The 12168-nt window shown below is 69.3% G+C and carries 12 protein-coding genes; all 12 read left to right on the top strand.

Features of this window, described 5'->3' with window-relative positions; translation table 11 throughout:
- Positions 1 to 3: 3 nt before the first annotated feature.
- Positions 4 to 381 carry a response regulator gene (locus ABFO07_RS01430; protein ID WP_026045349.1) on the top strand — a complete coding sequence of 126 codons (378 nt, stop codon included), beginning with the start codon at positions 4 to 6 and terminating at the stop codon, positions 379 to 381.
- Positions 382 to 414: 33 nt separating this feature from the next.
- Positions 415 to 2640 (top strand): chemotaxis protein CheA, encoded by a 2226-nt coding sequence (cheA, locus tag ABFO07_RS01425; protein WP_347468118.1) that lies wholly within the window; start codon positions 415 to 417, stop codon positions 2638 to 2640.
- Between the two features lie 47 nt (positions 2641 to 2687).
- Positions 2688 to 3203: a chemotaxis protein CheW gene (gene cheW, locus ABFO07_RS01420; protein WP_059563939.1), complete on the top strand. Its 516-nt coding sequence runs from the start codon at positions 2688 to 2690 to the stop codon at positions 3201 to 3203.
- A gap of 37 nt (positions 3204 to 3240) precedes the next feature.
- Positions 3241 to 5118: a methyl-accepting chemotaxis protein gene (locus ABFO07_RS01415; RefSeq protein ID WP_059882151.1), complete on the top strand. Its 1878-nt coding sequence runs from the start codon at positions 3241 to 3243 to the stop codon at positions 5116 to 5118.
- A gap of 3 nt (positions 5119 to 5121) precedes the next feature.
- Positions 5122 to 6114: a CheR family methyltransferase gene (locus ABFO07_RS01410; RefSeq protein ID WP_059563941.1), complete on the top strand. Its 993-nt coding sequence runs from the start codon at positions 5122 to 5124 to the stop codon at positions 6112 to 6114.
- Complete coding sequence (gene cheD / locus ABFO07_RS01405) at positions 6111 to 6860, top strand: chemoreceptor glutamine deamidase CheD (RefSeq protein WP_059804321.1); 750 nt, start codon at positions 6111 to 6113, stop codon at positions 6858 to 6860. Before ABFO07_RS01410 ends, cheD begins: the two co-directional genes overlap by 4 nt.
- 17 nt (positions 6861 to 6877) lie before the next feature.
- Positions 6878 to 7963 (top strand): protein-glutamate methylesterase/protein-glutamine glutaminase, encoded by a 1086-nt coding sequence (locus ABFO07_RS01400; RefSeq protein WP_059563943.1) that lies wholly within the window; start codon positions 6878 to 6880, stop codon positions 7961 to 7963.
- Positions 7964 to 8029: 66 nt separating this feature from the next.
- The gene (gene cheY / locus ABFO07_RS01395) at positions 8030 to 8425 is read left to right on the top strand and encodes a chemotaxis response regulator CheY (RefSeq protein WP_026045350.1); all 396 of its coding nucleotides are present in this window, start codon (positions 8030 to 8032) and stop codon (positions 8423 to 8425) included.
- 1 nt (position 8426) lies between these two features.
- Positions 8427 to 9167, top strand: a complete 741-nt coding sequence (cheZ, locus tag ABFO07_RS01390; RefSeq protein WP_059563944.1) for a protein phosphatase CheZ — start codon at positions 8427 to 8429, stop codon at positions 9165 to 9167.
- Positions 9168 to 9430: 263 nt separating this feature from the next.
- Positions 9431 to 9934, top strand: a complete 504-nt coding sequence (locus ABFO07_RS01385; RefSeq protein ID WP_060092204.1) for a DUF2844 domain-containing protein — start codon at positions 9431 to 9433, stop codon at positions 9932 to 9934.
- Between the two features lie 16 nt (positions 9935 to 9950).
- On the top strand, positions 9951 to 11171 hold the full coding sequence (locus ABFO07_RS01380; RefSeq protein ID WP_347468114.1) for a DUF3443 domain-containing protein: 1221 nt from the start codon (positions 9951 to 9953) through the stop codon (positions 11169 to 11171).
- A 307-nt stretch (positions 11172 to 11478) separates the two neighbouring features.
- Positions 11479 to 11862, top strand: coding sequence for a DUF805 domain-containing protein (locus tag ABFO07_RS01375; RefSeq protein ID WP_059563947.1), 384 nt, complete (start codon positions 11479 to 11481; stop codon positions 11860 to 11862).
- Positions 11863 to 12168: the final 306 nt, after the last annotated feature.

The following is a 12168-nucleotide window of genomic DNA, read 5'->3' as shown; positions in this document are numbered from 1 at the left end:
GACATGATCCGAACCATTCTTGCCATCGACGATTCCGCGACCATGCGCGCGCTGCTGCAGGCGACGCTGGTCCAGGCGGGCTACGACGTGACGGTTGCGCCGGACGGCGAAGCCGGCTTCGACATGGCGGCCACCAAGCGCTACGACCTCGTGCTGACCGACCAGAACATGCCGCGCAAGAGCGGGCTCGAGGTGATCTCGGCGCTGCGCCAGCTGACCGCCTACGCGGACGCGCCGATCCTCGTGCTGACGACCGAGGGCAGCGATGCGTTCAAGGCCGCCGCGCGCGACGCTGGCGCCACCGGCTGGATCGAGAAACCGATCGACCCGGCCGAGCTGATCGACCTGGTCGCGACGCTGTCCGCGCCGGCTGCTTCCTGACCTGAACGCGACGTATTTATCCGGTGACCCGGCATGACTCTCGACATCACTCAGTTCTACCAGACGTTCTTCGATGAAGCGGACGAGCTCCTCGCGCAGATGGAGCAGCTGCTGCTGAACCTCGACGTCGATGCGCCCGATCCCGAGGATCTGGCCGCGATTTTCCGCGCCGCGCACTCGATCAAGGGCGGGGCGGCGACGTTCGGCTTCTCGGCGCTTACCGACACGACGCACATTCTCGAATCGCTGCTCGACCGCGCGCGCAACCACGAGCTGACGCTGACGAAGGAAATGGTCGACGCGTTCCTGGAAACCAAGGACGTGCTGTCCGACCAGCTCGCCGACTACCGCGCGAGCGCGGAGCCCGACGCGGCCGCCGCCGCGACGATCTGCGCGAAGCTCGAGCGGCTGAAGGCCGCGAGCAGCGGCGACGCGGCCGCCGCGCCGGCGCCCGCTGCCGCACCGGCGCCCGCACCGGCCGCCGCCGCACCGGCCGAGCCGGCCGGCTCCGGCGCGCCCGACCATGTGATCGAGCAGGCGTTCGAGGTCGCGCATCCGGCCGCCGCGGCCGCGCCGGCCGATACGGGGGACGGCCCGCACCTGAAGATCACGCTGTCCGGCGTCGACGCGAAGGACCGCGAGCTGCTCACCGAGGAACTCGGCAATCTCGGCAAGATCGTCGGCCGCCAGGAGGTGGCTGCCGACCTGACGCTGTGGCTCGAATCGGACGTGTCGTCGGACGACATCGTCGCGGTGTGCTGCTTCGTGATCGACGAAAGCCAGATCCGCATCGGCCGCGGCACCGCGCCGGCCGCGAACGCGGCACCGGCCGAGGCGGCTGCCGACGCCCACGTTGCCGCGCCGGCCGCCGCACAGCCGGCCCCGGCTGCTGCCGCCCCCGCCGCTGCCGCACCGGCCGCCGAGCCGCCGGCCGCCGCCGCGCCCGCTCCGCAAGCCGAGCCGCAGGCCGCCCAGCCGGCTGCCGCGCAACCGGCCGCGCAGCCGCACCATGACGACAAGCGCGCGCGCCCGGCCGCCGCGGCCGCATCGGGCGGCGAAGGCAGCTCGATCCGCGTCGGCGTCGAGAAGGTCGACCAGCTGATCAACCTGGTCGGCGAGCTGGTGATCACGCAGGCGATGCTCGCGGAAACCGCGAGCGCGTTCGACCCGGCGCTGCACGACCGCCTGTTCAACGGGATGGCGCAACTGGAACGCAACGCGCGCGACCTGCAGGAAGCGGTGATGTCGATCCGGATGATGCCGATGGACTACGTGTTCAGCCGCTTCCCGCGCCTCGTGCGCGACCTGGCCGGCAAGCTCGGCAAGCAGGTCGAGCTCGTCACGTTCGGCCAGGCGACCGAGCTCGACAAGAGTCTGATCGAGCGGATCATCGACCCGCTCACCCACCTCGTGCGCAACAGCCTCGACCACGGGATCGAGACCGTCGACAAGCGGCGCGCCGCCGGCAAGGACGCGGTCGGCCAGCTCGTGCTGTCGGCCGCGCATCACGGCGGCAACATCGTGATCGAGGTCAGCGACGACGGCGGCGGCCTGAACCGCGAGCGGATTCTCGCGAAGGCCGCGAAGCAGGGCATGCAGATTCCCGACAACATCAGCGACGACGAAGTGTGGCAGCTGATCTTCGCGCCGGGCTTCTCGACCGCCGAGACGGTGACCGACGTGTCGGGCCGCGGCGTCGGGATGGACGTCGTGAAGCGCAACATCCAGTCGATGGGCGGCCACGTCGAGATCTCGTCGCACGCCGGCCGCGGCACGACGACGCGCATCGTGCTGCCGCTCACGCTCGCGATCCTCGACGGGATGTCGGTGAAGGTCGGCGGCGAGATCTTCATCCTGCCGCTGAACTTCGTGATGGAGTCGCTGCAGCCGTCGGCGGAAGACATCTACACGGTCGGCAACGGCGAGCGCGTGGTGCGCGTGCGTGGCGAATACCTGCCGCTCGTCGCGCTGCACGAGGTGTTCTCGGTGGGCGACGCGCGCACCGATCCGACCCAGGGGATCGTCACGATCATGGAAACAGAAGGGCGCCGCTTCGCGATGCTGATCGACGAACTGGTCGGCCAGCAGCAGGTGGTCGTGAAGAACCTCGAAACCAATTACCGCAAGGTTCACGGCATCTCGGCAGCGACGATCCTCGGCGACGGCAGCGTCGCGCTGATCGTCGACGTCGCGGCGCTGAACCGCGAAACGCGTGCGACGCACGGGGCCCATGCGGGCGCCGCGGTCGCGATGTTCTGACTCTCGCCATCAACCGATTGGGGGCAAACGTGTCTGCTGAAGTCCAAATGATCAATCCGGCCGCGGCGAACGCGGCCACGAGCCGCCGCGATGCGGAGCATGGCGATGCGACGGGTCAGGAATTCCTCGTCTTCACGCTCGGCGACGAAGAGTACGGGATCGACATCCTGAAAGTGCAGGAGATTCGCGGCTACGACAGCGTCACACGCATCGCGAACGCGCCCGATTTCATCAAGGGCGTGATCAACCTGCGCGGGATCATCGTGCCGATCGTCGACATGCGGATCAAGTTCCACCTGGGCCGCGTCGAGTACGACCACCAGACCGTCGTGATCATCCTGAACGTGTCGAATCGCGTGGTCGGGATGGTGGTCGACGGCGTGTCCGACGTGCTGACGCTGCAGACCGACGCGATCATGCCCGCGCCGGAATTCGGCGCGACGCTGACGACCGAGTACCTGACGGGCCTCGGCACGGTCGACGGCCGGATGCTGATCCTGATGGACATCGAGAAGCTGATGTCGAGCCGGGAAATGGCGCTGATCGAGACGCTCGGCGCGTAAGCACGGCCGGGCGCAAGGAATTTCGGGAGAATCTGCGATGTTGCAAAACTGGTCGATCCGCACGACGCTCACGGCGGTCGGGCTCATACTCGCGTGCCTCGCCGCGGCGGTCGGCGGGCTCGGCCTCTACGCGCTCCATCACGCGAGCGGTTCGCTCGACGAGATCGCGCACGTCGACCTGCCGGCGATCCACGCGCTCGACGACACGTCGACGTACCTGCTGCGCGCCCGCGTGTCGCTCGACCGCTTCCGCGCGCTGAGCGAAGCCGGCAACGCCGACGAGGCGGCCAAGGTGCTGGCGCGCGCGCAGGAACTGTTCACGAAGTCGAGCCAGAACTGGCAGACGTTCCAGTCGACGTCGAAGGACGGCATCGAGCCGGCGCTGCTCGACGAGCTCTCCGCCCGCTACGCGACGATCGTGAAGGACGGCGTCGAGCCGGAGTTCACGGCCGCGCGCGCGAACGACATGGCCGCGTACCACGCGATCGCCGACACGAAGATCAGCCCGATGTTCGTCGTCTACGACCAGGCCGCGGCGGCCGTCGTCAGCGCGCTGCAGAAGCGCGCCGAAACGCGCCAGGCGGCGACGCAGACGCGGATCGCGCTGATGATCGGGCTGATCACGGCCGGCATCGCGCTGGCGGTCGTGATGGTGATCGTGATCCGCTTCGCGCTGCGCGGGCTGATCGTGCAGCCGCTCGAATCGGCGGTCGCGCACTTCGAGCGCATCGCCGAGGGCGACCTGACCGCGCCGGTGCAGGCCGCCGGCGACAACGAGATCGGCCGCCTGTTCGGCGGCATCCGCCGGATGCAGGACGCCGTCACGACGATGGTGCAGGCCGTGCATCGCGGCGCCGAGTCGGTCGACGTCGGCGCGCGCGAGATCTCGACCGGCAACACCGACCTGTCGCAGCGCACCGAGGAGCAGGCCGCGTCGCTGCAGGAAACCGCATCGAGCATGGAGCAGCTGACCGGCACCGTGCGGCAGAACGCCGAGAACGCGCGCCAGGCGAGCCAGCTCGCGGTGAACGCGTCGGACATCGCGACGCAGGGCGGCGAGGTGGTCGGCCAGGTGGTGTCGACGATGCAGGACATCGCGACGAGCTCGGGCAAGGTCGTCGACATCATCGGCACGATCGAAGGCATCGCGTTCCAGACCAACATCCTCGCGCTGAACGCGGCGGTGGAAGCGGCCCGCGCCGGCGAACAGGGCCGCGGCTTCGCGGTGGTCGCGGGCGAGGTGCGCTCGCTCGCGCAGCGCAGCGCGACGGCCGCGAAGGAAATCAAGCAGCTGATCGGCGATTCGGCGGACAAGGTGCAGAGCGGCTCCGAGCTGGTCGCGCGCGCCGGCACGACGATGGACGAGATCGTGCAGGCCGTGCGCCGCGTGACCGACATCATGGGCGAGATCAGCGCCGCGTCCGAAGAGCAGTCGACCGGCATCGAGCAGGTCAACCGCGCGGTCGGCCAGATGGACGCCGTCACGCAGCAGAACGCCGCGCTCGTCGAGCAGGCCGCGGCCGCCGCCGCGTCGCTCGAGGAGCAGACGCGCCAGATGAAGGCGGTCGTGTCGGGCTGGCGGGTGATCGGCGGCATCGCGCATACGCCAGCGAAGGCGGCGCAGCCCGCCGCGCGGCCGGCGCAGCACGCGCATGCGCCTGCACCGGCGCCCGCCGCCGCGCGTGCGCCCGCGAAGCGCGCCGCCGCCGCGATCGAACCGAAGGCCCCGGCCGCCCATGCGGCGCCGGCAGCAAGCGGTTACGCGCCGCGCCTCGCGAAATCGGCTGCCGCCGATGCCGCGAAGCCCGCCGCGCCGGCCGCGAAGCCCGCGCTCGTGCGTCCGGCGCTGGCAGGCGAGCCGAAGCCGGCGCCTGCGGCCGCCGGCGCGTCCGACGACGATTGGGAGACCTTCTAAATCATGCTGTCCGCGCGCGCTTTGCATCGTGCCGAACCCCAGGACGCCCCGCACGGGGACGCTTCCCGGTCGCCGCAACGGGCGGGCGAGACGGGGCGCGACTTCGCGTTCACGTCCGCCGATTTCGCGCGCATCCGTACGCTGATCCATCACCGTGCGGGCATCTCGCTGTCCGAGCACAAGCGCGACATGGCGTACAGCCGGCTCGCGCGCCGGCTGCGCGCGCGTGGCCTCGACTCGTTCCGCGACTATCTCGACCTGCTCGAACAGGAAAACGATCCTGCCGAGTGGGAGGCGTTCACCAACGCGCTGACCACCAACCTGACCGCGTTCTTCCGCGAGGCGCATCACTTTCCGATCCTCGCGGATTTCGTGAAGGGCCGCGAAGCGCCGGTGTCGGTGTGGTGCTCGGCCGCGTCGACCGGCGAGGAGCCGTATTCGATCGCGATCACGCTGATCGAGGCGCTCGGCGACTCGGCGGCGCGCAGCGCGTCGATCCTCGCCACCGACCTCGACACGCAGGTGCTCGCGAAGGCCGAGGCCGGCATCTACACGTACGACCAGGTCAAGCACCTGTCGCCGGAGCGCCTGAAGCGCTTCTTCCTGAGAGGCACCGGCGCGCAGGCCGGCCGCGTGAAGGTGCGCCCCGAGCTGCGCGCGATGATCCGCTTCGAGCAGCTGAACCTGACCGATGCCGACTACGGGATCCCGAAGCCGTTCGACGCGATCTTCTGCCGCAACGTGATGATCTATTTCGACAAGCCGACGCAGGGGCAGGTGCTGTCGCGCTTCGAGCCGCTCGTGAAGCCGGGCGGGCTGCTGTTCGCCGGCCACTCGGAGAACTTCACGTACGTGACGCAGGCGTTCCGGCTGCGCGGCCAGACCGTCTACGAACTGACGCGCGCGCCGAAGGGCGCGCCGTCGGCCGGCGGCGGCGCCGCGCCGCGCGCGCGCCTGAGCGGGGCCGCGACGCCGGCCGTCGGAGAACGGCGATGAGCGCGCTGCCGATCGCAACCAACCACTACTTCGACAGCCACTTTGGCCGTCCGGGCGTGAAGCTGTTGCCGAACGAGTTCTACACGACCGGCGAGGACATGGTGCTGGTGACCGTGCTCGGCTCGTGCGTGGCCGCATGCCTGCACGACCCGTACGCGGGCATCGGCGGGATGAACCACTTCATGTTGCCCGACGACGGCGCGGACGCGTGCGCGGCCGCGTCCGAGTCGATGCGCTACGGCGCATACGCGATGGAAGTGCTGATCAACGAGCTGATCAAGGCGGGCGGCCGCCGCGAGCGCTTCGAGGCGAAGGTGTTCGGCGGCGCGGCCGTGCTCGCCGGCATGACGACGATCAACATCGGCGACCGCAATGCGGACTTCGTGCGCCGCTACCTCGCGCTCGAGCGCATCCGCATCACGGCGGAGGACCTGCAGGACGTGCACCCGCGCAAGGTCGCGTTCATGCCGCATTCGGGGCGCGCGATGGTGAAGAAGCTGCGCCTGCAGGTGCCCGGCGTGACCGAGCGCGAAGCCGCGCTCGCGCGCCACGCGGAAGCCGTGCGCGCCCGCTCGCACGCGCACGTGGAGCTGTTCGCCGCGCCGGCCAGGCGGCCCGCGCAGGCCGGCGGGATCAACCTCTCGAAGCAGCCGGTCGCGGCGCCGCCGGCCCGGCCGGCACGGCCGCGGATCGAATTGTTCGGTGCGCGCGGCGCAGGCGCCGCGAGCCAGACCGTATCGAAATAGCAGGAGGCAAGAACGCAGTGCATAAGATCAAGGTATTGTGCGTCGACGATTCGGCGCTGATCCGCAGCCTGATGACGGAGATCATCAACGGCCAGCCCGACATGGAAGTGTGCGCGACCGCGCCCGATCCGCTCGTCGCGCGCGAGCTCATCAAGCAGCACAACCCCGACGTGCTCACGCTGGACGTCGAAATGCCGCGCATGGACGGGCTCGACTTCCTCGAGAAGCTGATGCGCCTGCGGCCGATGCCGGTCGTGATGGTGTCGTCGCTGACCGAGCGCGGCTCGGAAATCACGCTGCGCGCGCTGGAGCTCGGCGCGGTCGACTTCGTCACGAAGCCGCGCGTCGGCATCCGCGACGGCATGCTCGACTACGCGGAAAAGCTCGCGGACAAGATCCGTGCGGCGTCGCGCGCCCGCGTGCGGCAGGCGCCGCAGCCGCAGGCCGCGGCCGCGCGCGCGAGCAGCGGCCACCCGGCCGCGCCGATGATCAACAACCCGCTCGTCAGTACCGAGAAGCTGATCATCGTCGGCGCGTCGACGGGCGGCACCGAGGCGATCCGCGAAGTGCTGACGCCGCTGCCGCCGGATGCGCCGGCGGTGCTGATCGCGCAGCACATGCCGCCCGGCTTCACGAAGTCGTTCGCGCAGCGCCTGAACGGCCTGTGCCGGATCTCGGTGAAGGAAGCCGAGCACGGCGAGCGCGTGCTGCCCGGCCATGCGTACATCGCGCCGGGCCATGCGCACCTGCTGCTCGCCCGCAGCGGCGCGAACTACATCGCGCAGCTGTCCGACGAGCCGCCGGTGAACCGGCACCGCCCGTCGGTCGACGTGCTGTTCCGCTCGGCGGCGACGCACGCCGGCAAGAACGCGCTCGGCGTGATCCTGACCGGCATGGGCCGCGACGGCGCGGCCGGCCTGCTGGAGATGAAGCGCGCGGGCGCGTACACGTTCGCGCAGGACGAAGCGAGCTGCATCGTGTTCGGCATGCCGCGCGAGGCGATCGCGCTTGGCGGCGCCGAAGAAATCGTGCCGCTCGCCGACATGAGCCGCCGCGTGATGGCGCGACTCGCGACGATGGGCGATCGGGTGCAGCGCGTATAAGGAAAAACGACGGAGGCGGGCTATCATGCACGCGTCCCGACGAAACGAATCTGGAAAGGAATGAAGATGGACAAGAGCATGAAAATCCTGGTGGTGGACGATTTCCCGACGATGCGCCGGATCGTCCGCAACCTGCTCAAGGAACTGGGCTACACGAACGTCGACGAGGCGGAAGACGGCGCGGCCGGCCTTGCGCGGCTGCGCGGCGGCGGCTTCGACTTCGTGATCTCCGACTGGAACATGCCGAACCTCGACGGTCTGGCGATGCTCAAGGAAATCCGCGCGGACGCGACCCTCACGCACCTGCCGGTGCTGATGGTCACGGCCGAGTCGAAGAAGGAGAACATCATCGCGGCGGCGCAGGCCGGCGCGAGCGGCTACGTCGTGAAGCCGTTCACGGCGGCGACGCTCGACGAGAAGCTCAACAAGATCATCGACAAGATGGCCAAGACCGGGAGCTGACGTGAACGAGCCGATCCACGCGGCGATGGCCGGGGCGGGCTTCGCCGCCGACAGCTTGCCCGATGGCGCCGATCTGACGAGCGACCGCATCCTCGCGCGCATCGGCCACGTTACCCGCGCGCTGCGCGACTCGATGCGCGAACTCGGTCTCGACAAGCATATCGAGCGCGCGGCCGAAGCCGTGCCCGACGCGCGCGATCGCTTGCGCTACGTCGCGACGATGACCGAGCAGGCGGCCGAACGCGTGCTGTCCGCGATCGAGCTGGCCAAGCCGGTGCAGGAACGCATGCAGAACGAGGCCGAGGCGCTCGACGCGCGCTGGTCGCAGTGGTATGCGGCGCCGATCGAGCGCGCGGAGGTTCGCGAGCTGATGGACGACACGCGCGCGTTCCTGCGCGCGCTGCCGGAAGCGACGACCGCGACCAATGCGCATCTGCTCGAGATCATGCTCGCGCAGGACTTCCAGGATCTGACCGGGCAGGTGATCAAGAAGATCACGGACATGGTCTACCTGATCGAGCAGCAGCTGCTCACCGTGCTGGTCGAGAACATCGCGCCCGAGCGGCGCGAGCAGTTCGCGGCGACCGCGGCCGCGCTCGCGCTGGAGGCCGAGCAGACGATGAGCAGCACCGGCAGCCCCGTCTCGCTGCTGAACGGCCCGCAGATCAACCCCGAAGGCAAGACCGACGTGGTCCAGGACCAGGCGCAGGTCGACGACCTGCTCGCCAGCCTCGGCTTCTGACCGGCGCGTGCGGCGCCGCCCGGCAAGCGGGCGGCGCCGCACGTCCGTCGCACCCGGATTGCGGATCGCGGCGGCCCGTCACGGCGGCCGCCTGCACGAACCCGGACGAACCCCGACGTCGGTCCTTGACACTTTGAAACGCCGCGCAGGCATACTACGCTTCAGCATCAAGACATCTTTTGGTTTGTCTGACATGAACCTCGGCGATGGCGCGGGCGACTCCGCCGCGCGATCGACTACGAGGCCAGTCCCTGGGGGGGAACGTGAAGCTGAAACGTTTGGGCTGTGCCGTTGCGTGCGCGACGGTCTCGATGGGCGTGCTGTGGAGCATCCACGCGCACGCTGAATTGGGCGGCGCGCCGATGTCGCCGCCGGCGGACGATCATGCCGCCACCGTGCGCGCGGTGCAGCGCGCGATGCGCTCGGCCGACGGCGTGTCGGCGAGCGCGGCCACCTATACCGTGCGCGAGGTCACGCTCGGTTCCGGCACCGTGATCCGCGAATACACCTCCGCCGCGGGCAGCGTGTTCGGGCTCGCGTGGCGCGGCCCGACGATGCCGGATCTCGCGGCGCTGCTCGGCAATTATTTCCCGCAGTACAGGGCCGGCGTCGACGCGGCCCACGCGGCGCGCGGCTGGCGCGCGCCCGTGTCCGTCGAGACGGGCACCCTCGTGATCCGGACGGGCGGCCACATGGGCTCGTTCTCCGGCCAGGCCTGGCTGCCGCAGGCGCTGCCTGCCGGCCTGACCGGCAACGACATCCAGTGACAGCGGGAGACCGATCTTGCGCAATCCTCGTACCTTCATCCGCTGGTTCGGCGCGCTGAGCTTCGCGGCCGCGACGGCGGTGCTCGTCGCCGCATGCGGCGGCGGCGACGGCAACAACGACGGCGGCGGCTCCACGCCGGTCGCATCGAACACCGCGGTCATCACCGTGGATCGCGGCGTCGCGAACGTCATCAACATTCCGACCGTCAGCGTGACCGTCTGTGCGCCCGGCACGTCGAACTGCCAGGTCGTCAACAACGTGCTGGTCGATACCGCGTCGTACGGGCTGCGGCTCGTCAGCGGCGCCGTGACGGGCGTGCTCGGCAGCCTGCCCGTGTCGACCGTGGGCGGCGCGCCGCTCGCCGAGTGCGGCAAGTTCGTGTCGACCTACACGTGGGGCTCGGTGCGCACCGCCGACCTGAAGATCGGCGGTGAAACGGCGAGCGCGCTGCCGGTGCAGGTTCTCGGCGACCTCGGCACCACGGGCGTGCCGACCTCGTGCACGAACAACGGCACGGCCGCCAACACGGCGAGCGCGCTCGGCGCGAACGGCATCCTCGGCATCGGGCCGGCGCCGCTCGACTGCGGCACGACCTGCACGACGACGACGGCCGCCGCGAGCAACAACTACTACGCATGCCCGAACGGCAATGCGAGCTGCGCGGTGACGCTCGTGCCGCTGGCGCAGCAGGTCGCCAACCCGGTGCACCGTTTCGCGGTCAACAACAACGGCGTGATCGTGCAGATGCCGGACATCGCGAGCAGCGGCCAGGGCAGCGCGACCGGGCTGCTGACGTTCGGGATCGGCACGCAGGCCAACAATACGCTGCGCGCGAGCACCGTGCTGACGTCCACCACGACCGGCGACCTCAACGCGACGTTCCTCGGCGGCGCGGTCACCGCGTTCTTCGATACGGGCTCGAACGCGTACTTCTTCAACGATTCGACGCAGCGGATCTGCACGCGCAACACCGAGTTCTACTGCCCGGCGTCGACGGTCACCTACACGGCGACGCTCACCGGCCAGAACGGCACGCAGAGCCAGGTGTCGATGCCGGTCGCGAATGCGGATTCGGTGTTCTCGAACGCGTCGGCGTTCGCGTTCAACGACATCGCGGGCCCGTTCGGCAACGCGGGGTGGCTCGATCTCGGCCTCACGCATTTCTACGGCAAGACGATCTACTTCGGGATGGACCGGCGCAGCAGCGGCGGCGCGGCGCCTTACGTCGCGTATTGAACGGCATCACGCAGGCGGCATGACGAGGGGGGCGAGCGATCGCCCCCTTTTCATCTGTCGGCCGGGGCGGCGGGATATTCCGGCAACAAATGCGCGGGCGATTATCGCGTCGATAACGGCACGCCGCCGTGATTTAAAAAACGAAATGACGCGTTACGTCATTGATTAAATCGATCCGGCTGCAGCCGCGCCGTCCAGCGTAAAGCGCTGCCCGGGGCTGCCGCAAAAGTGGCTGAACTCCTGAAAATCCCGCCTATACTTCACGCGTTGGTCCGGTGTCGTTCAAATAGAACAGGAGGTCAATAAAATGAATTTCACGGATGCAATTCAATCGGTCTTCAATCAATACGCACGATTCGACGGCCGCGCGCGACGCGCGGAATACTGGTATTTCGCGTTGCTGACGTTCATCGTGTCGATCGCGTGCCAGCTCGTCACGATGGTCGGCCGCAGCGAGAACACGATCGCGCTGCTGCTGGCGATCGCGGCCCTGCTGGTCTCGCTGGCGCTGATCGTGCCGAGCCTCTCGGTGACGGTGCGCCGCCTGCACGATATCGGCCGCTCCGGCTGGTTCCTGCTGATCGCGCTCATTCCGGTCGTCGGCGGGATCATCCTGCTCGTCTGGATGTGCTCGCGCGGCAACAACGGCCCGAACCGCTTCGGGCCCGATCCGCTCGCCGCGGCGGCCTGACTCGCCGGCGCGCATCGCAGGCGGCCGCGGCGGGGTGCCCGCCGCCGCCGGTCGCCGGCTGCCCGTCGCCGGAACGTAGCCGACTGCCCGTAGCCGACCGCCCGTAGCCGGCTGCCCGTAGCCGACCGCCCGTCGCCCGCTTCCAAACCGCTTTGCCTACCGGCGGCCGCCGCCCGCCGCAGCGTCGCCCGATTCTCCGAAATACCCCCCTTTCCCGGCTTTGCTCGACCGATCGCCGGTTGACCGGTCCATGAATAATCGGTGTCACTGGAAAACGGCATCCCGCCGTACCCGTCTGGAGGCCCC

The organism is Burkholderia stagnalis (assembly GCF_039848545.1).
GTDB lineage: Bacteria > Pseudomonadota > Gammaproteobacteria > Burkholderiales > Burkholderiaceae > Burkholderia > Burkholderia stagnalis.
This window is presented reverse-complemented; position numbering and strand designations above follow the sequence as displayed.